Annotated in this window: 18 protein-coding genes and 1 tRNA gene; 11 read left to right on the top strand and 8 right to left on the bottom strand. The window is 61.4% G+C overall.

Going from position 1 to position 19,394, the window contains the following annotated elements; genetic code table 11:
* Positions 1 to 20 precede the first annotated feature (20 nt).
* Entirely contained in the window at positions 21 to 1,415 is a 1,395-nt protein-coding gene (locus FGW20_RS06560) for an ATP-binding protein (protein WP_301677286.1), read from the bottom strand.
* A 105-nt stretch (positions 1,416 to 1,520) separates the two neighbouring features.
* Here FGW20_RS06560 and FGW20_RS06555 point away from each other — a divergent pair, with 105 nt between their 5' ends.
* Positions 1,521 to 3,110, top strand: coding sequence for an NAD+ synthase (locus FGW20_RS06555; RefSeq protein WP_301677285.1), 1,590 nt, complete (start codon positions 1,521 to 1,523; stop codon positions 3,108 to 3,110).
* Positions 3,110 to 3,790, top strand: coding sequence for an endonuclease III domain-containing protein (locus tag FGW20_RS06550; RefSeq protein ID WP_301677284.1), 681 nt, complete (start codon positions 3,110 to 3,112; stop codon positions 3,788 to 3,790). The genes FGW20_RS06555 and FGW20_RS06550 overlap by 1 nt, the downstream gene beginning before the upstream one ends.
* Positions 3,791 to 4,653: 863 nt before the next feature.
* Here FGW20_RS06550 and FGW20_RS06545 read toward each other — a convergent pair.
* Positions 4,654 to 4,833 (bottom strand): hypothetical protein, encoded by a 180-nt coding sequence (locus tag FGW20_RS06545; protein WP_301677283.1) that lies wholly within the window; start codon positions 4,831 to 4,833, stop codon positions 4,654 to 4,656.
* 107 nt (positions 4,834 to 4,940) lie between these two features.
* Between FGW20_RS06545 and recQ the strand changes: the two genes are divergently transcribed.
* From recQ to FGW20_RS06525, 4 genes are all read left to right on the top strand, one after another.
* Positions 4,941 to 6,755 carry a DNA helicase RecQ gene (gene recQ / locus FGW20_RS06540; RefSeq protein WP_301677282.1) on the top strand — a complete coding sequence of 605 codons (1,815 nt, stop codon included), beginning with the start codon at positions 4,941 to 4,943 and terminating at the stop codon, positions 6,753 to 6,755.
* An 85-nt stretch (positions 6,756 to 6,840) separates the two neighbouring features.
* On the top strand, positions 6,841 to 7,809 hold the full coding sequence (locus FGW20_RS06535) for an endonuclease/exonuclease/phosphatase family protein (protein ID WP_301677281.1): 969 nt from the start codon (positions 6,841 to 6,843) through the stop codon (positions 7,807 to 7,809).
* A 141-nt stretch (positions 7,810 to 7,950) separates the two neighbouring features.
* Positions 7,951 to 8,355, top strand: coding sequence for a pyridoxamine 5'-phosphate oxidase family protein (locus tag FGW20_RS06530; RefSeq protein ID WP_301677280.1), 405 nt, complete (start codon positions 7,951 to 7,953; stop codon positions 8,353 to 8,355).
* Positions 8,356 to 8,835: 480 nt separating this feature from the next.
* Positions 8,836 to 9,510 (top strand): flavodoxin family protein, encoded by a 675-nt coding sequence (locus FGW20_RS06525; RefSeq protein WP_301677279.1) that lies wholly within the window; start codon positions 8,836 to 8,838, stop codon positions 9,508 to 9,510.
* A gap of 55 nt (positions 9,511 to 9,565) precedes the next feature.
* On the opposite strand, the gene FGW20_RS06520 is transcribed toward FGW20_RS06525, so the two are convergent.
* Both FGW20_RS06520 and FGW20_RS06515 read right to left on the bottom strand, forming a co-directional pair.
* Positions 9,566 to 9,650, bottom strand: a tRNA-Ser gene (locus tag FGW20_RS06520).
* Between the two features lie 39 nt (positions 9,651 to 9,689).
* Positions 9,690 to 10,775, bottom strand: a complete 1,086-nt coding sequence (locus tag FGW20_RS06515; protein ID WP_301677278.1) for a hypothetical protein — start codon at positions 10,773 to 10,775, stop codon at positions 9,690 to 9,692.
* Positions 10,776 to 10,803: 28 nt separating this feature from the next.
* On the opposite strand from FGW20_RS06515, the gene FGW20_RS06510 reads away from it, so the two are divergent.
* Entirely contained in the window at positions 10,804 to 11,790 is a 987-nt protein-coding gene (locus FGW20_RS06510; protein ID WP_301677277.1) for an archaeosine biosynthesis radical SAM protein RaSEA, read from the top strand.
* Here FGW20_RS06510 and FGW20_RS06505 read toward each other — a convergent pair.
* From FGW20_RS06505 to FGW20_RS06495, 3 genes are all read right to left on the bottom strand, one after another.
* Positions 11,787 to 13,007 carry an ornithine cyclodeaminase, nickel-pincer nucleotide-dependent gene (locus tag FGW20_RS06505; protein WP_301677276.1) on the bottom strand — a complete coding sequence of 407 codons (1,221 nt, stop codon included), beginning with the start codon at positions 13,005 to 13,007 and terminating at the stop codon, positions 11,787 to 11,789. The two genes, FGW20_RS06510 and FGW20_RS06505, sit on opposite strands and share 4 nt — an antisense overlap.
* 152 nt (positions 13,008 to 13,159) lie before the next feature.
* Positions 13,160 to 13,765, bottom strand: a complete 606-nt coding sequence (locus tag FGW20_RS06500; protein ID WP_301677275.1) for an NTP transferase domain-containing protein — start codon at positions 13,763 to 13,765, stop codon at positions 13,160 to 13,162.
* Positions 13,753 to 14,751 carry a pyridoxal phosphate-dependent aminotransferase gene (locus tag FGW20_RS06495; protein ID WP_301677274.1) on the bottom strand — a complete coding sequence of 333 codons (999 nt, stop codon included), beginning with the start codon at positions 14,749 to 14,751 and terminating at the stop codon, positions 13,753 to 13,755. The genes FGW20_RS06500 and FGW20_RS06495 overlap by 13 nt, the downstream gene beginning before the upstream one ends.
* 197 nt (positions 14,752 to 14,948) lie before the next feature.
* On the opposite strand from FGW20_RS06495, the gene FGW20_RS06490 reads away from it, so the two are divergent.
* The 4 genes from FGW20_RS06490 to FGW20_RS06475 all read left to right on the top strand — a co-directional run bounded on the left by FGW20_RS06490 (position 14,949) and on the right by FGW20_RS06475 (position 18,670).
* Positions 14,949 to 15,128, top strand: coding sequence for a ribbon-helix-helix domain-containing protein (locus tag FGW20_RS06490; RefSeq protein WP_048063790.1), 180 nt, complete (start codon positions 14,949 to 14,951; stop codon positions 15,126 to 15,128).
* 11 nt (positions 15,129 to 15,139) lie between these two features.
* Positions 15,140 to 16,267 carry a cell division protein FtsZ gene (gene ftsZ, locus FGW20_RS06485; protein WP_301677273.1) on the top strand — a complete coding sequence of 376 codons (1,128 nt, stop codon included), beginning with the start codon at positions 15,140 to 15,142 and terminating at the stop codon, positions 16,265 to 16,267.
* Positions 16,268 to 16,626: 359 nt separating this feature from the next.
* Positions 16,627 to 17,487 (top strand): coiled-coil protein, encoded by an 861-nt coding sequence (locus FGW20_RS06480; RefSeq protein ID WP_301677272.1) that lies wholly within the window; start codon positions 16,627 to 16,629, stop codon positions 17,485 to 17,487.
* A 55-nt stretch (positions 17,488 to 17,542) separates the two neighbouring features.
* Entirely contained in the window at positions 17,543 to 18,670 is a 1,128-nt protein-coding gene (locus FGW20_RS06475) for a DUF373 family protein (RefSeq protein WP_301677271.1), read from the top strand.
* Between the two features lie 14 nt (positions 18,671 to 18,684).
* Here the strand turns inward: FGW20_RS06475 and FGW20_RS06470 are convergent, their stop codons facing one another.
* Complete coding sequence (locus tag FGW20_RS06470) at positions 18,685 to 19,377, bottom strand: TIGR04283 family arsenosugar biosynthesis glycosyltransferase (protein WP_301677270.1); 693 nt, start codon at positions 19,375 to 19,377, stop codon at positions 18,685 to 18,687.
* Positions 19,378 to 19,394 lie beyond the last annotated feature (17 nt).

Here is a 19,394-nt window from a genome sequence, read left to right as displayed (position 1 = left end):
TTTGCAAACATTCTTCTGCCTCAGACTATCCGGTACCCGCCCGGGGGCACATGTATCTCGAACCTCGCCCCCCTGCCGGGCGTTCCGGTCTCCCTGATCGTCATGTTCGTGATGGCCAGGATCTCCCGGACGAGGAAGAGCCCGAGCCCGCCTTCGATGCCGACACCGTAATCGAAGATCCGCTCTTTCTCCGGTTCAGCGATTCCCACGCCGTCGTCCTCGATGGAGATCGAGAGCCCGTCATCCAGGATCCGGTAGGTGATGACAACCTTTGAAGCTGTCTCTCCGTGACGGGCGGCGTTCTCGATCAGGTTCGAAAAAACCCGGTCGAGCATCGGATCGGCGAAGACCTCGAGCCGCTCAACCCAGGAACGAACCGATATCCCGGGGAGCAGCAGGCACGACGTCACGTCCCGGACTACCTTCTGAACCGGCTGCCACCCGGCGGGTCGGAGGCCGAGATCCTGGTAGTCCCGGGTGATCTCCGCGCGCCGCTGCACCATCCGGGCGTCCTCTTCCAGGTTCTTGAGATACCGACGGACATCGGGGTCATCGAACTCCTGCATCCCCCCGCCGATTCGTTCGAGGAGGGCCGATACCGCCGCGGCGAGATCGTTCCGGGTGAGGTGTCCCAGCATGTTCAGTTTGGCGTTCGTCTGGCGGAGTGCGTCTTCGGCGTTCTTCCGGGCGGTGATATCGACGAGCGTGAGGACAACTCGCTCACCCGGGAGCCGGCCGGCCGACACGAGCACCTGGACGGCTGCTCCATCGATTCGGAGAAGCGTCGTCTCGTACTCGTAGACGGTTCCGTTCCGGTCGACATCTTCCTTTAGTGCCTCCCAGGCAGCGGGGTCTTCGAAGATCCCGGCAACGTGCTTCCCGGCCAGGTTCTTCGTCGTGAAGCCGAGGAGCGCGGCGCCCACATAATTTGTCTCCTCGATGCGCGGCCCGGACTCGCCGGGGGCAACGATGAACGTTCCCGCCTCCGAGTTGTCGAAGATCCCCCGGTACCGCTCTTCCTGCTCCCGCAACCGGAGAGAGAGGAGCGACACGGCAGCGCCGACAGCGGCGAAGACTACCGCCCGCGAAATTACCGAGACGGTCGTTCCGACATCGCTCCCGGTGAAGGGCAGGGTCAGCGCCAGGTACCCCAGAGACAGGGCAAGTGAGAAGATGGTTCCGCGGCGGGGGTACCAGTAGGCGGCAAGGATGATCGGCAGGTAGAACAGGTGCGGAAGGACGATGGTAACGCCGGCAAGGAGGCCGGCGGCGTTTGCGATGAAGGCAACGAGAACCGATGCAGCAAGCAGGAGGACACGGGTATCCCCCTTTGAATGTCGGCGGCGCGAGGTCAGGTTGCTCGCCCCCGGATACCTCCACGGTATGCTCTCTGCATAGTTCCCTATAAGGCGCATTGACTTTTGGCCTTTAAAAGGAATATGGTCTGTTCACGCGAACAAGAGTATGCAAAGACATATGCTACCCGTTCCGCCATTACTGATCATAATCGGGGAATGACCATGAAGATCTCACTCCTCCAGGTGAACCCGGTCGTCGGCGATCTCGCCGGCAACGCCGGCCGGATTGCGGCGGCAGTACGCGAGGCGTCCCGCCACCGGCCAGACCTGATCGTCGCCCCGGAACTCTCCCTGACCGGCTGCCCTCCCCGGGATCTGCTCCTGCAGGCGGGGTTCATAACCCGGACCCTCGCCGTCCTGGAAGACCTGGCCGCCGGGCTCGCCGATGCCCCGTCGGTTCTCGTCGGTTTCGCCGAGCCGAACCCTGCCGAAACCGGCCGGCCGCTCTTCAACGCCGCCGCTCTCCTCCAGGACGGGGAGGTGCGGGAGACGTTCCGGAAAACCTCAACCTCCGGCATCTTCAACGAAGACCGTTACTTCGAGCCGGCAGCCGGGATCCCCCGGGTTTTTGAACTCGGTGAGAGAACGGTCGGGGTCTCTATCGGCGAGGAGGTCCTGTGCGGCGGGCAGGTGCCGGACGTGATCGTGAACCTCTCAGCATCGCCGTTTGCCGCCGGCAGACAGCGCCTGCGCGAGGAGGTGCTCTCCCGGGCCGCAAAGGAACACGGGGTCGCAATCGTCTCGGCAAACCTCGTCGGCGGGAACGACGACCTGGTCTTCGACGGCCGGAGCGTTGCTTTCTCCGCTGACGGAACCCTCATCGCCCGCGGTGCAGCCTTTGCCGAGGACATCGTAACCGTCGATCTCGCCCGCCTCGCCCCGCAGGCGGCCGCACTCGACGATCAGGAGCCTGAATCCGATATCTGGCGGGCGCTGGTGCTCGGCACCCGCGACTACGTTCGTAAGTGCGGGTTTAGATCCGTCCATCTCGGCCTCTCCGGCGGGATTGATTCGTCGCTCGTGGCCGCCGTCGCCGCCCGGGCGCTCGGGCCGGAGAATGTTCTCGGGGTGCTCCTCCCCTCCCCCCACACCTCCGCGGAGAGCGTCGAGGACGCCCGGGAACTTGTGGAGAACCTCGGCATCCGGGTGCAGTGCATCCCGATCGCTCCAATGATGGAGGCGTTCGACGGCGGCCTCGCTGAAGTCTTTGCCGGACTCCCCTGCGACATCACCGAGGAGAACCTGCAGGCCAGAATCCGGGCGACAGTCTTGATGGCCCTCTCGAACAAGTTCGGCTCCATGCTCCTCTCGACCGGGAACAAATCGGAGGTCGCGGTCGGTTACTCCACCCTTTATGGGGACGGGGCGGGGGGGTTATCCGTGATCGCCGACGTCCCGAAGGGGATGGTCTACCAGATCTGCCGGTGGCTGAACGTGAGCCGCTCCGTCATCCCTGAGAGGGTGCTCGAAAAACCTCCTTCCGCAGAACTCCGGCCCGGCCAGACCGACCAGGAGACCCTCCCCCCCTACGATCTTCTCGACGCGATCCTCCACCGTCTTATCGACTGTTTCGAGTCACCTGACGAGATCATCGCCGCCGGGTATCCCGAAGATGCCGTCCGAAAGGTCGCGAGAATGGTCGAGCGGGCGGAGTTCAAGCGCAGGCAGGCCCCGCCCGGGATAAGAGTGACCGGCAGAGCGTTCGGTACCGACTGGCATATGCCGATCGCCGCGAAATCCTGGTGGCAGTGATGGCGGTGACCCTCACCGGCGACCTCCTTCAGATCTACGATGCCCTCTTCACGTCATTCGGCCACCAGCACTGGTGGCCTGCAAAGACACCCTTCGAGACGATGGTCGGCGCGATCCTCACCCAGAACGTCTCCTGGACGAACGCGGCGCAGGCTGTCCGCAACCTCGAAGACGCCGGGATGTTCGACCCCCATCTCCTCACCGCGGCAGATACCGCCGATATCGCCCGCCTGATCGTTCCTTCCCGGTATTACAACCAGAAGGCAGAGCGGATCCGGGAGTTCGCCGGGGTCTACGTCAGGGAGTTCGGGGCCGATCCGGCGGCGATGGCGGCCGTTGAGACCGGCGAACTCCGCGAGCGACTGCTTGCCCTCCGGGGTTTCGGGGAGGAGACGGCGGACACCATCCTGCTGTATGCCTGCGAAAAACCGGTCTTCGTCGTCGATGCCTACACCCGGCGGATATTCTCGCGCTACGGCCTCCTCCCCGAAGGGGCATCCTACGACCGGACGCAACGCCTCTTTGCCGACAACCTCGAAGAGGACGCGGAGCTCTTCAACGACTACCACGCCCAGATCGTGCACCTGGGAAAGACCATCTGCAAAAAGTCGCCGCTCTGCGACCGCTGTCCGATCCGGGAGATCCACGGGGCGCTCTGGTGCGCCGTGGGGCGGGGGTGAAGGGTGTTAGGTTTTCCGGGTGCGACGGACGGAACGTCCGGAGCTCGAGAAAACGCAAAGCGTTTTCGAGTTGCGACGGGCCGAAGGGTGCGACGGTTCACTAGAACCGGAGCATGAGAAGCCCGAAGGGCTTCGAGTCCGGAGCGCGAGCACCGTCAGGTGCGGGGTACACACAGCGGAACGACGGGTGTAGGAGCACTGAGGGAGCAAAGCGCGACGGGAACTCGTCAACAATCACACGAACTTCGCGTTCTCGAAGACCTTCGGTCCGTCCCGAATCGAACCTCACAGTGCTCACATTCTTCGTATCTGGAAATTTCTGCAGTCATACTGGCACGGATTTCAAGGGGATATCGCCATTGGAGGAACGACGCTCCGCAGGAGCGGAGTTCGAGCACCGAAGGTGCGAGGTGGGGCTGACGGGGAGTGCGATGGGCGGAACGCCCGGAGCTCGACCACCGTCAGGTGGGGAGGGGGAAACCCCCTCCCCTGTCCCCACCCCCCACGGCGATAGTCCCACGGTCCACTGCATGGGGATCTCTCCTTATTTCGGTCGTGTTGTTGCCAGCACTCAAACCTGACGGTTCCCACGCTCCGGTCCTTCGGTACGTCGCACTTCGCACCTGACGGTGCTCAAACTCCGGTCCTAGCGGAACGTCGCACTTCGCACCTGACGGTGCTCAAACTCCGGTCCTAGCGGAACGTCGCACTTCGCACCTGACGGTGCTCAAACTCCGGTCCTAGCGGAACGTCGCACTTCGCGCCTTCGCGTGAACTTGCAGAGCATGGATGATGATACCGCTCACGCAAAATGAGCGATGGCTCTCCCTGACCGCCAGCGCCGGGAGAAGATCAATGCCCGCTCACTTCTTCCGGTAGATGTTCAACCCGATCTTGATGTCCTCGTGCCCCGGCACCGAGACGTTGCCCTCGGTCGAGGCGATCGTGATCGACTTCCCGCTCTTCGATGCGCCGAACTCTTTTTCGAGATCCACGCGTATGGTGAGGACGTTCTTCTCAACCGTCATGTCAACGTTCTTCATCGCTTTCAGTACGTGCGTTCCCCGCGGATATGCGCATCGGTGCGGGAACAATAAACGCTATCCCGCCCCCGGTTCAACCGTATCAGCACATCAGGTTCTGTGACGCAATGGACGCAAAACACACTGCTCTTGAGAAATACTTCGGCTACACGTCGTTCCTCCCTCACCAGGAAGAGATCGTCGACGCCGTCCTCGCCGGGCGCGACGTCCTCACCGTCATGGCGACCGGGGGCGGCAAGTCCCTCTGTTACCAGCTCCCCGCCCTCGTCTTCGGCGGGCTTACGGTCGTCGTCTCGCCGCTCATCGCCCTGATGAAGGATCAGGTCGACGGTCTGCGGGCAAACGGCATCCCGGCGGCGACGATCAACAGTTCGCTCGGGCGTGGGGAGCAGAAGATCGTCGAGCGGGTGATCCTCGAAGGCCGCATCCGGATCCTCTACGTCTCGCCGGAACGGGCGGTGCAGCCGTTCTTCCTCTCGCTCATCGCAAAAGCCGATGTCCGGCTCATCGCCATCGACGAGGCGCACTGCATCTCCATGTGGGGCCACAACTTCCGCCCCGAATACCGCCGGCTCCGGGTGCTCAAAGAGCGGTTTCCCACAGTCCCCATCATCGCCCTGACCGCGACCGCCATCCCCGCCGTCCAGAACGACATCGCGGTGCAACTTGCCCTCAAGAACCCGGCCAGGTTCGTCGGAAGTTTCAACCGCAAAAATCTCACCTACCGGGTGGTGCCGAAGGCCCGCTACTTCCCGCGCCTGGTCGCCTACTTACGCGAGCACTCAAACGACGCCGGGATCATCTACTGCTTCTCCCAGAAGGCGACGGAAGAACTCGCAAAGAAACTGCAGGACAAGGGGTTCTCGGCACTTCCCTACCACGCGGGCCTCCCCGACAGCGTCCGCGCGGAACACCAGGAGGCTTTCTCGCGCGGCGACGTCGCGATCATCTGCGCCACCGTCGCCTTCGGCATGGGCATCGACAAACCGGACGTGCGGTTCGTCATCCACACCGACCTCCCAAAGGACATCGAGTCCTACTACCAGGAGACCGGCAGAGCGGGTAGGGACGGCGAGCAAAGCGACTGCATCCTCTTCTATTCCCGGGGCGACTACGGCACGATCAAATACATCATCGAGAAGGAGAGCAGCGATGCGGCGCAGAAGGACGTCGCTTACCGCAAAGCCGGGGCGATGCTCGACTACTGCGAAACCACCGGGTGCCGGAGAAAGTTCCTGCTCGCCTACTTCGGCGAGTCCTACCCGGAGGAGCGGTGCGGCACATGCGATCGTTGTGAGACGGAGATCCGGGTCTTTGACGGCACGGAGGTCGCGTCGGCGGTCATCACCTGTATCCAGGAGACCGGGGAACGGTTCGGCGCATCCTACATCGCCGACGTCCTCACCGGTTCGAAGAGCGCGAGGATCCGCGAGAACGGGCACGACCGGCTTGCTGCCCACGGCTCCGGCGGAGGCTACACCCGTGACCAGTGGCTCCTCTTCATCCAGGAGATGGTCGGGAAGGGGTTCATCACGTCGACCGGCGGCCGGTACCCCGTCCTCGTCTCGAACGGCCGGAGCCGGGAGGTGCTCGCGGGAAAGATCCCGGTGCCGCTCGCAGAGCCCCATCCTGAGGGCGTTGTCGCGCCCCGTGTCGAGAACGATTATGATGAGGCCCTCTTCCTCCGGCTCCGGCGGCTCCGGAAAATCGTTGCCGACCTCGACCACGTGCCGCCGTTCGTCGTCTTCCACGACAAAAGCCTCAAGGAGATGGCGAAACTCTACCCAACCACCGGCGTTGCCCTCCTCGGGATCTACGGCGTCAGCGAGGCGAAGTTGAAGCGTTACGGCAGGAGGTTCCTCGACGCCATCGACAAGCACTGCGCCGAACACGGGATCGGGCCGGAGCAGCGGAGCGGGTGACCCCGTCCCGCATAAACACCTTGAAATTAGCCTCAACTCGATGAATTAATGAATAAGGAATGCCAACATGCCATGTACAGGGCATATGCGGCTCATTTCATGGAACGTGGATCTCTTCCGCTCCGGTCTTAAGAGCGTGGAGAAGAAAGTTGAAGCAGTCTCCCAGTACTCGCCTGATATCGTCGCCTTCCAGGAGGTGACGGACCGGGCTCTGCCGCTCTTCCGGGAAGAACTGGAGAATTACGGGTTCCTTTACTCCGTCGACAGCCTCGCGCTGGTGGAGATCGCGCGGGTGGCCTACATGGCCGAGCGCCTGAACGAACTCCGCGCACGGGGCGCGAACGATCCGTTTCAGTTCGCGTACAGCGTCTCCCGGCTCTCGGAACAGTACTCGCCTCCCGGCGAAGCAAAGAACTGTGGGTGCCTGATCGCGAGCAGGTATCCCCTCACGCCACTAAACCCGCTCGACTTCGATATCCCGTGGAAACAGCGAGTGGTCTCTGCCGTCGTCAGCGCACCGGCGGGCGAGTTCGAGATTCACAACGCTCACGTGCCGACGGCCATAGGGAGCAGGAGGAACGAGATCGTCAAGGCCGAGACGCTGGTCGGGATCTACCACCACCTCGCCACCCAATCGGCAAGACCACGGATCTTCTGCGGCGATCTTCATATCCCGGAGGCGGAGCTCCCCGACGGGACGATCGTTCCCTTCTACCGTGACATCATCCCGGACAAAACCTACAACACCACGATCTCCGAGAGCGACGAGTATCTCGGCCGCCCGAGAAAGTGGTGGTACAACGCCGAGATGAATGTCCTCCCCGGTCTTGCGGAGTACGACCTCCCCGACGTCTTCCGCAGACTCCACGGCTACCAGGCGCGGGAGTACAGCTGGTGTCCCGACCGCGGGCCCGAGGATGTGCCGAAGTGCAAACGCTACGACCACATCTTCGCGTCCGTGCGCCTCAACCCGACGGCGTGCTGGTACCTCCATGACCTGCGGGGCCAGGGGTTGAGCGACCACTCCGCCGTTGTGATGGACTTCGAGCCGTGACCGGGGTGCTGCCGTTCACGGCACAGGCACGGCCCGCTCCCCACCTGGGCGCGTCCCCGGCTGGTTTCACCGCAATCGCCGTTTAGCATCAACAGGATCGTTTTTAAACCTGCAATCGAGAGAGTATACCGGTGAAGACTGATGGTTGCACTTACTGAAGAGATGAAGGCAGCATTTCGTACGATGAAGGCGTTCCCGGTCGCCACGGCCTCGAAGGACGGCTGGCCGAACGTGGTGCCGATCGGGTTCGTGGAACTCGTCGACGACGAGACGATCTGGATCGCGGACAACTTCATGAAGAAGACGCTCGCAAACGTCCAGGAGAACCCGAAGGTCTCCATCTATGTCTGGGGGCCCGAGACGAAGGGCTGTTTCCAGGTCAAGGGCGACATCGAGATCAAGACCAGCGGTCCGGAGTTCGAGAAGATGCAGTTCACCGTTCGGTCGAAGATGGCGAAGGCACCGGCAAAGACCCTCTTCGTCATGAAGGTTCGCGAGATCTACGAGTGCTCCCCCGGGCCGAAGGCCGGGGAGAAGATTCTTTAACTTTTTTTGGAAGTCCTAGCGGGATCTGCTTACGGGCAATATCCACGGCCGTCTCCCGGGTTCTCTTGTGGCGCAGGTAGCGCCTATGTAGGCGATCGACAGAACCGTTCGGGTTCGTGAAAAGTCCCGTACAGTGGACCGTGGGGGATATCGCCATGCACTGCCCCCGCCCCCTGGGGAGGGGTGCGACGGGCCACGGGGCCGGAGCATGAGCACCGAAGGTGCGTTCGAGGAGGCCGAAGGCCGGGTGGGGTGGGGGTTGTAGACATCAGCTTAGGAGTTGAGACAGGGGAGGGGGGGGCATCCCCCTCCCCGTCAGCCCCTCCCCAGTGGCGATAGCCAACGGAAATCCGTGTGTGGATATGCTAATCACCAACCGTCTCCCATACGTTCGCGCACCGCCCCACAGCGGCCCGCCTCCCCGGTTCCGCACATTTTTCCCGCACCGGAGCCAACGCATCCTCAGGATTTGATGAAAAAGTGAAGATAACCGCAGTTGCGGGAAGTCCGCGAGGAATGCAGAGCAAGACGAGAAAACTTGTAACCTTCGTGCTTGCCGGGGCAAAAGAGGCCGGTGCCGAGATCGATCTCATCGACCGCGCCGACCTGCAGATCGTCGCCTGCACCGGCTGCGAGAGTTGCAGCCTGGACGGGACGTGCGTCTTTGGCGACGATTTCCCCGCCGCGTACGACCGGATGCTGGATGCCGACGGGCTGGTGTTCGCCTCGCCGGTCTACGTCGACAACGTCAGCGGGCAGATGAAGGTCTTCATCGACCGGCTGGCGGACGCTATGCGTTACCAGAAGTTCGCCGGGAAATACGGCTGCAGCGTCGCGACCACCGCGATCTCGGGAGGCGACGCGGTCGTCGGCTACCTGAACCACGTGCTCAACTACCTCGGGGTGACGACGGTCGGGGGGATGAGCGTCGCACTCGATGACGACCCGGAGGCGCTCGACCGGGCCGAACCGGCGGCACGCGATCTCGGGCGGCGGCTCGTCCTTGCCGTCAGGGACCGGCCGCGCTATCCCGACCAGGAGGCCCGGATGGCGGAAAACCGGAAGTATTTCGCCGGGATCGTGCGGGAAAACAGGGATTGGCGGCCGGACGAGTACGAGCGGTGGGTGCGGGAGGGCTGGATCGGGGAGGAATGAAGTGACCGGCGAGGCTTCGCCATAAAAAAAAACAGAACTACTTTTTAATCAGATACGCCGGGAGGGAGATTTGAACTCCCGAGGTGCCAGGCACCAGTGGCTTTCAAGGCCACCGCCTTCCCGGACTAGACTATCCCGGCTCGCCTTAACCTATTGGTCACCGGACAAAAAAAGGTTATTCATCCCCTGCGCGCGAAGACAACGACAAGAAGCGCGATGAGTGCAAGAGCAGCCGGGAGCGGTGCAGCCTGTGCAGGGGTGGGGGTCGCGTCTCCGAAGAGACCAGGCGCAGTCTGGCTCACCCTGACCGAGTCGGCGTTCGAGGCCGAGACCTGCACCGTTTCGCTGTCGTTGTAACTCATGGGGTAAACCTTGACGTAGACCGGGCCACCCCGTGAGGCAACCTCCACGCTCTCAGGCTCGAGCATGCCTTTCTCGTTGACCTTGTGGTGCTTGTCATCCTCATCGATGTACTCGACCACCCAGTCGATCCCGGCCGAAGTTACGATATTCACCGTGCCGCTCCTGGTGTCGACCTCGAAGTACGCCGGGGAGGACCGGCTGGCGGGGGAACTCGCGGATATCATCGCCTCCGTCGGCACAGGATCAGGCGTCCCGGCCACCACGAATACGGCGTCGCCGATGTAGCCTTTGCCGTCGGAGAAGGCGACCTCGTACGAACCGCCTTCGGAGATGGGCACAGCAACGAAGAACGCTCCGTTCTTGTCGGTCGCCACATACTCCGGCCCGTATACGATAAAGCCATCGCGTTCGACCCTGACCTGCACGCCCGCGTCACCGAGATCCGCGATCGAACCCTGGATATCGAGCATGCCGTCGAAGTCCTGGTTGAGCGGCGCGTCGATCTTGAGATTCTCTGACCGGTTTTCCAGGGAGATGATCTGCCTGACCTTCGAACTGCTTCCGAAGGTGGAGAGCGTGGGATCGATGATCTCGATCGAATACTGCCCCGGCTCAAGACCGTCGGTCTCGAACGTCGTGGAGAACGACCCGTCCTCCTGGACGACGATTGTGTTCCGGGCAATCTCATGCTTCATGTACTGGGCACGGTACAGTACAATCTCCGTGCTGAATCCGGGGTTGACCGTCGGCTTGGGAAGACCTCCCACAATCGTGGTACCGGTAATATCGAGTGTGTCACCGACGTACACCGTCTGCGGGGCATTGAATGAGATGTATGCGGCCGATGCCGTACCGACAAGCATCATCGCGGCGATGATCGTCAGCCATGCGATCCTTTTCATATCATAACATCCTCGAATATGAGGTATAATGGTATCCAAATTAACCGAGAAACCGCTGGCGTCCTGGCGGGGGAAAGACCGCTATGAAGGGCGGATCCTCGATACGCTGACGGTAATCTTTCGAAGCGGCGGGTGCTCCTGGAACCGGTGCCGGATGTGCGGCTACCGGCACGAGCGTTATCCCGACCTCGCCCGGGACGAACTCACCGAACGGATGATGCGCCAGGTCCGTTGGGTGAAAGAGAACTTCCGCGACGAGGATTACCAGGTGCTCAAGATCTTCACGTCGGGGAGCTTCTTCGACCCCGACGAGGTTCCCCCCGCGGTCAGGCGCGCAGTCGCGGAGGCATTCCGGGGCAAGGCCGTGATCGCCGAGACCCGGCCCGAGTACGTCGATGCCGACGCAGTCAGCGAGTTCCGTGAAGGGATCGATACCGGCGACTGGGATAAGCCGCTCCACGTCGCCGTGGGCCTCGAGACCACGAACGATCTCATCAGGGAGAGGAGCATCGACAAGGGGTTCTCATACGCCGACTTCCTCCGCGCCACAGAGGCCGCCCACGCTGCCGGTGCGGGCATGAAGGTCTACCTGCTGATGAAACCGCCGTTCCTGACCGAACGCGAGGCACGCGACGACATGGTACGCTCGATCAAGGACGTCGCTCCTGTTGCGGACAGCATCTCCATGAACCTCTGCACCGTCCAGAGCAGGACCGAGGTCGAACACCTCTGGAAACAGCACGCATACCGGCCGCCGTACCTCTGGAGCGTCCTCGACGTGCTGATCGCGTCCCCGGTGCATATCCTCTGCGACCCCGTCGGCGGCGGGAAGATGCGGGGGCCGCACAACTGCGGCAGATGCGACGGCCCGATCGTGAAGGGGATCATCGACTACTCGCTCTCTGAAGATGTCGGGCTCCTGCGCGCCCTTATGGAAACGGAGTGCGGGTGCAAAGAAGAGTGGGAGTTCGTGCTGGATCAGGAAGAGCCGTTCTGTATGCCGCTCACCCGCTAGCACTTCTCCAGTTGCTTGCAGAGCAGCGGGAGGAACGTTCCGGCATCGCTCACGACGCCGATCGCCTGCGTCGTGCCCCGGTCCATCAGTTTCGTCACCGATGCGGGGTTGATGTCGACGCAGACGGTCTTGACGTACGACGGCAGGCAGTTTCCGACGGCGACCGAGTGCAGGAGCGTCCCCACCATCACCACCATCCCGAGATCGTGGATATGGCGGCGCATGACTTCCTGCGCCTCTACGACGTCCGTGATCGTGTCGGGGAGCGGCCCATCGTCCCGGATGGAGCCGGCGAGCACGAACGGGATGCCCTTCTTCACGCACTCGTACATGATCCCACCGGTGACGATTCCCTGGTCGACCGCGTTCTTGATGGAGCCCGCCCGCATGATCTCGCTGATGGCACGGATGTGGTGCTTGTGCCCGCCGGTGACGAGCGTGCCCGTCTTGACGTTCATTCCAAGCGACGTGCCGTAGAGGTTGGACTCGATATCGTGGGTAGCAAGCGCGTTCCCTGCAAAGAGTACGTCGATGCAGCCCGCACGGATCATCTTCGCAAGAGCATCGGCCGCTCCGGTATGGACGATGGCGGGGCCGCCGACGAGCGCGATCTTCCCCCCCTCCTTCTTCAGTTTCAGGATCTCGCGGGCGATCTTTGCGATGATCGCCTCGCTCGGCCGCTCGGACGAGACGGTTCCGTGCATGAACTCGAACGTGCTGACCTTCCTCGGTCGCTCGGGGTAGACCACGCGAACCCCGGCCTCGGTGACGACGACGGCATCTCCAGTCTTGATCTTCGAGATCGGTGTGCAGATCGCCCGTTTCTCCTTCTCCTCGACCACGATGTGGCAGTCCATCTCAATCTGTTCGACGGGCAACCATTCGCCCTGGTATTTTACGAAGGTCGGGTGATTGGTGGTCGAGTAGAACCCCTTCGGCAGGATCCGGTCGCCCTCTGCCGGTACGAGGGTGACGTCGTCGATCTCGGGGGCACGTGCGCCGAGCCGGTGCAGCTCGGAGAGGATGGCGTCAAGCTGGTGATCGCCGGGCGCCGTCACGCGCAGCCGTGCGTAACTCGTGTCCGTCTTCAGTCTTCCGACGTTGAATGTGAGGATCTCGAATTCTCCCCCCATATCCATGATCCTGTCAAACACCAGGGTCATGACGCCTGAATCAATGATATGGCCTTCTAGTTCGATTTCCCGGCAGGATTCCATATATAAAGATTGGCAATAGTCCAATAATACAGTTTCCCCGTCTGCCGGTCCACCCGGCACGTCACCCCTGTGGCCAGCCAGAGGCGGTATTCTTCCGATCGAGTGCCGCCGTGCACTGGTTCCGCCCGGCGACGAGACCATCCACGGGAGCCCTACGCGTCCCGCTTCCGGCAGAGGTACTCCTGCACCAGCGCCAGTTCCTCGCGCGTGTTGACGTTGAAGGCAAGCCGCCTGTCATGCAGGAGAAGTTGCAGTTCGTCCTGGGCCGCACCGGAACCACCCGCCATCAGGATGTTGATTCCGGCGGGGCAGGCCGGGATACCGTCGACCGATTCGGTGTACTGCGTGCGGCAGCCGTGCTCCTCGCAGAGGTCGCGGGGCACCCACGTCGAGCATGCCGGCGTTCCCGCCCGGCGCCAGGTCTCCTCGACGCCGGCGACGATCTCGGGCGCAAGGCAGGGGAGGTCGGAGACGCAGGTGAAGAAGGGTGTTCCTTCTTCCTCCAGGTCCGCCGCAGCGGCGTTGATGTCCTCGATGTAACCGAGCCCTTCCGCTTCGTACAGGGCGACCCCCTGCGCCCGGCACCAGTTCTTGGTGAACGGCGTCCGGTATGAGGCGACCACGACCACCTCGTGGCCTGCGGCCATGAAGGCGTCGATGACGTAGGAGAGCATCGGCCGCCCACAGATGGTGACCAGAGGCTTCTCACCCAGGCGGAGACGGGTGCCCTGCCCTCCGGCCATGATCAGGGCAAGCATGCTTCGAGCGCCTCGATGAGTTGCCGGTTCTCTTCATGCGTCCGCACGGCCACGCGGATGTGACGGGGAAGCCCGAACGACCGGCAGTCCCGCACCAGAATGCCGCGGGAGAGGAGCCGCTCAACGAGCACCTCCGTCTCCAGCGGGACTTCAATTAGAATATAGTTCGCAGACGGCGGCGCATAGCCGAGATCGAGAGCGTCAAGGTGGCTGCAGAGCCAGGCCCGCTCCCGGGCAATCCGCTTCCGCGATTCTTCGAGGAGGTCGTAGTGCCGGAAAGCCTCGATCGCGAAGGATTCGGCGAACGTGTTCACCGTCCAGGGAAGGCGGACTGTCTCGACCTTCTCGATGAGCTCGGGCGCGCCGAAGGCGTAACCGAACCGGATGCCCGGCACGGCGAAACTCTTTGTCAGGGAGCGCAGCAGAAAGAGGTTCTCGTCCGAAACGTCGACAACGCTCTGGGCCGGGTCGGAGAGTTCGATGAAGGCTTCGTCAAGAAAGAGGCACGTTCCCTGACCGGCGGCATCATCAAGCAGCCTGAGGACTTCCGTCCGGGTCAGGAGTTTCCCGGTGGGGTTGTTCGGGTTGCAGACGAACCAGACAGCAGCTCCGTCGTCATCCGCCGTAGACCGGGCACCGGCAAGCCTCACCGCCATTTCATACTCGGCAAACGTCGGCGGCTCAATACGGGCGGTATCACCAGCCCTGAGCACGGCAGAACAGAACGCGCGGATCAACTCGACGGAACCGTTGCCAACGGCGATCTCTGCGGCATCGCGGCCGAGTGTTTTGCCGATTTCCTCTTTAAGCGTCTCATACCGGTCGTCGGGGTAATCTTTCAGCGCCGAAGCGTCCGGAATCCAGGGAAACTCTGGAGGATACGGATTCACGTTGGCACTGAAATCAAGCAGGTCACCCCTCTCCCGGGTGCGGTGCCACCGCACCCGGCCGCCATGTTCCGCCCTTTCAGGGAGATTATCTCTCATATTCGTGGCAACTCTTTGAAGATACGTTGTCGGCTGCTATCCATAAAACCATTATGTCAGACATGATTGCATATCGATAGACATATATATCATCCGAATATTATTATGCCTTATCTGATACAGTCAGACGAAAAGGTTACGTTTGTCTGACAAATGACCGACAAGGGGCAGCCACATGTCAGATATGAGTGATTGAAATGATGGATCGGATTACAATCAGATTGCCACGGCAACAGGTTGAGATGCTCGAGAAGCTGGTGGAGGCCGGCGAATTCCCCACGGTATCGGAGGCTGTGAGGTATTCAGTCCGGGCGCTTCTTGAACGGCATGGAAACCGTGTTCTGCGTGAGGCCGACCAGATTTCATTCAAAGTTTAGGAGGATTATTGATGCAGACGATCATCAACGAGGCGTTAAAACACGCAGAACAAGAAAAGTACCGCAAGACAGACATGGCGGATGGTGAAGACGACATCATCGGCCAGCCACGTATTGTCATCGTAGGATGCGGCGGTGCGGGCAACAACACCGTCAACCGTCTGTACCACATGCAGGTCAGTGGTGCCGAAACGATCGCAGTCAATACAGATAAGCAGCACCTGGACATGATCCAGGCCGATAAGAGGGTGCTTGTCGGCAAGTCGCTCACTAAAGGCCTTGGAGCCGGCGGTTTCCCGGACGTTGGCAGGCGTGCGGCCGAGATGGCCCGGCCGACCCTGGAGACCCTCCTCTGCGACGCCGACCTCGTCTTCATCACCGCCGGCATGGGCGGAGGGACCGGCACCGGCACCGCCCCGGTCGTCGCGCAGATCGCAAAGGAGCAGGGCGCCATCGTCGTCGGCATGGTCAGTTATCCCTTCCAGGTCGAAAAGGCCCGGCTTCTTCGTGCGGAAGAAGGGCTTGAACAACTCTCGTCCGCTGCCGACTCGGTGATCGTGCTCGACAACAACCGCCTCATCAAATACGTGCCGAACCTCCCGCTCGGTCAGGCGTTCTCGGTCATGGATCAGCTCATCGCGGAGACAGTCAAGGGCATCAGCGAGACGATCACGGAGCCTTCGCTCATCAATATCGACTACGCCGACGTGCGTGCCATCATGAGCAAGGGAGGCGTCGCCGTGATGCTCGTCGGCGAGAGCAAGCAGCAGAACAAGGCCGAGAACGTTGTTCACGAGTGCCTCAACCATCCCCTACTGGACATCGACTACCGTGGAGCCACGGGGAGCCTCATCCACATCACGGGTGGGAACGACCTGACCCTCCAGGACGCCGAAGAGATCGCAAGTTCCCTGACCTACGAACTCGACCCCCACGCGGACGTCATCTGGGGAGCGCGGGTGAACAGCGACTACGAAGGAAGAGTTCGCGTCATGGCAGTCATGACCGGAGTAAAAAGTGCACAGATCCTCGGAAGCCACCACGCCTACGAACAGGTCTCGCAGCGGTCCAGCGCGCAGTCCGGCAGGCGCATGGCAAGGGACGCCCCGAGCGGCGGCCCCGTCATCGACTTCCTCTAAAACCCTCTACCCTCTTTCATACCATTTTTAAATCGGAAGCGTTCCTCAGAAGCGTGCTCTGCGCTCCTGCGAAATACTTAAGAGTACAGATGACGTTTGAATTATAGACGTTCTTGTATAATCCCTCCAGCACGGGGTGTATTGTGCAGGGCACAGATCCACCGGGTCTGCGATTGCCAAAGTACCGGGGTTGAACACATGAGCAGACAGATGAACGACGGTCTCGATTGCCGAGTCCGGAAACGTCTTTTCTTGTGGTGTAGCCGCTACACGAGCCTCCGGCATCCTGCAGCATACGGGAGCGGTCTTTTGCTGGCGGGGATATGAGACAGGTACCGAATGTCGAGGATTGGTAAAGAATGCTGAACGATCTGATTGAAAAAAGAAAAAAAGTCCTTGCGGAGTCTGAACAGCACAAAGACCGGCGCAACGAGTTGAACGCGCTTGCCAGTAAAAACGCCCGGGAACGCAACGCGTTGAACGCCCAGACCCGCGAGTTCGTCGAGGAGGCGCAGCAGCACAAGGAGCAGCGGGATAAGATCAACGAAGAAGTCCAGGTGCTGAAAGACCAGAGGAACGAATACAACGATAAGGCAAACGCGCTCTTCGAAGAGATCGAGTCTTTCAAGAGAGAGCACGGCAACCTCCAGAACCGGGGCATCAAAGAGCTGCAGAAGCAGATCGAGCACCTGGAGTTCAAGCAGCAGACCGAGGTCTACAGCACCGATAAGGAGCGCGAACTGATCGAGAAGATCAAGCAGCTCAAGGCGGCGGCAAAGGACCAGGAGGCTGAGCTCGAACAGAACAAGGAGATGCGGACGAAACTTACCGACGCCCGTGAGTTTCGCAGGCAGGCTTCCGAGATCCACAAGGAAGTAACCGAGAAAGCCGAGGCCGCACAGCAGCACCACGACCTGATGGTGGAGTCCTACAGGAAGGCCGACAAGTCCCGCGAAGAGGCCGATCGGGCCCACCAGCAGTTCGTCGAAGCCCAGGAGGCTGCGGACGAGGAGCACAAGCAGTTCATCGCCTGCCAGAAGGAACTCCGTGACTACGACAAGGTGATCTCGGGTCTTCGGAAGAAGACCAGAAAGACCAAAGTCACCAAAGAGCAGAAGGCCGTCCGGAAAGAAGCGGAACGTGTCTTCCAGCAGTTCCGTGACGGTGAGAAGATCACGACCGACGACCTGCTCCTGCTTCAGCGCGCAAAACTTATCTAATACTTTTTTACCGCGCCGCAAATCATTTAATAGATCTGAGGCGATGTTCTATTGAATGGCGAAAGAGCGGACGCTTGTCCTCTGTGTTGATCGCGATGACGATCTCGGGTTTAAGGCCGGGATCGATGGTCCCATCGTGGGCAGAGAGGCATGCCTCCATGCAGCGACTTCACTGGCCCTGATCGATCCCGAGGACTCCGATGTCAACGCCATCTTCGAGACGATCAAACTCCACGACGAACTCGCAAAAAAAGAGGAAGAGGTCGCCGTCGCCGTCATCTGCGGCAACCACATGAACCTGCTCGAAGGCGATCGACGCGTAGCGTCCAGTCTCGATGCAATCCTCTCCACAACGGGCTCGACCTCCTGCATCATCGTGACGGACGGCGCCGAGGACGAGTATGTTCTCCCCATCATCCAGTCGCGGGTGCCGGTCAGCAGCGTGCGGCGGGTCGTTGTCAACCAGATGCCGAACCTTGAAGGGACATACTATATCTTAAGGCGCCTTCTCGACGACCCGAAGGTCTCGAAGATCGTGCTCGTCCCGCTCGGTCTCGCCATGCTCCTCTACGCGGTAGGATACCTGCTCGGATACCCCGAAGGTGCGACCATCGTCGTCGTCGGCGTCATCGGCACCTACCTGCTCTTCAAAGGCGTCGGGATAGACGAGGTCTTCGGCTACCTGATCACCTCGCTGAAAGCATCGCTCCACGGCGGGAGGTTCACCTTCGTATCCTACATCGCAGCGATACTGCTCGGAATCGTCGGGGTTATTCTCGGGCTCATAAGCCTCCTTGAGTACTACTCCCCGTTCGGCATCGTTATCCAGCTCCTGGCGTTCATCTACGGTGCCGTCATCTGGTTCATCGCCGCAGGTCTCGTGGCATCGGTGGGAAAGATTATTGACGTCTTCTTGAACGAGCGCGAGGCGATCCAGCGGGTGGTCGCCCTGCCGTTCTTTGTCCTGGCGATCGGGGCCATCGCCTACGGGGCGAGCATCTACATCCTCTCGATCAGCAGCGAGATCTCCGGGTTCCCCATAACAAGTACGAACGGTGCACTGTATATTGTCTTCGCGATAATCGGAGGCCTATTCTGCGCCTTTTTCGGCGTTTACCTCCAGTCGTTCCTTGGCAGGTGGGCTGACGAGCGCGAACCGGTCGCACTGCAGAGAGAGGCGTAGAGACGCCCAACCCCCTACTTCTCGACGACATAGCGGATGAAGCGCTTCGGCCGGATGCCGACCGTATTGAGGAGCATAACCAGGACATAGACGGCGCTCAGGCGGTACTTTCCCACCAGGAGGTATCGCCGCGGCGATACAACGATGGGGAGGTCGAGCTGGACAAGCCTCCCGTGCCGGCGTGCTGCTCGCGCGAATTCCACGTCCTCCAGGTAGGGAAGCGGCTCGTATCCGCCGAGCTTAAAGAAGGCCTCTTTTTCTATGAATATACCAAAGTCCCCGAAGAACGTCTGCGTCCTCGCCGCCAGCAGGTTCCCGAACCTGCTTGTCAGGCGGAGCAGGGGGTCGCGGCTCGCGAACGTGTGCCGGAATCCTCCGCCGATGACGCCCTCACGCTCCAGTGCCCGGCCGATGGCGCCCGGGGCATCCGGAGGTATCCTGCAGTCGACGTGCAGGAAGAGCAGAGCGGTTCCCGCGGCATGCCGGGCCCCGGCGTTCATCTGGACGGCCCTTCCCGCCGGGGAGGAGAGCACCGCGACCCTATGGGCGAACGACTCCGCTGCCGCTTCGAGCGCTCTGCACGTACCGTCCGTGCTCCCGCCGTCGACGACGATTACCTCGAACGGGCCCTCGAGATCGTTGATGTGGGCCAGAAATCCAGGGATGTTCTCTTCTTCGTTGAGCACCGGCGTGATGATCGAGAGCATACGCGAAAACCCCTCCC

Source organism: Methanoculleus methanifontis (assembly GCF_030464365.1).
GTDB lineage: Archaea > Halobacteriota > Methanomicrobia > Methanomicrobiales > Methanoculleaceae > Methanoculleus > Methanoculleus methanifontis.
This window is presented reverse-complemented; position numbering and strand designations above follow the sequence as displayed.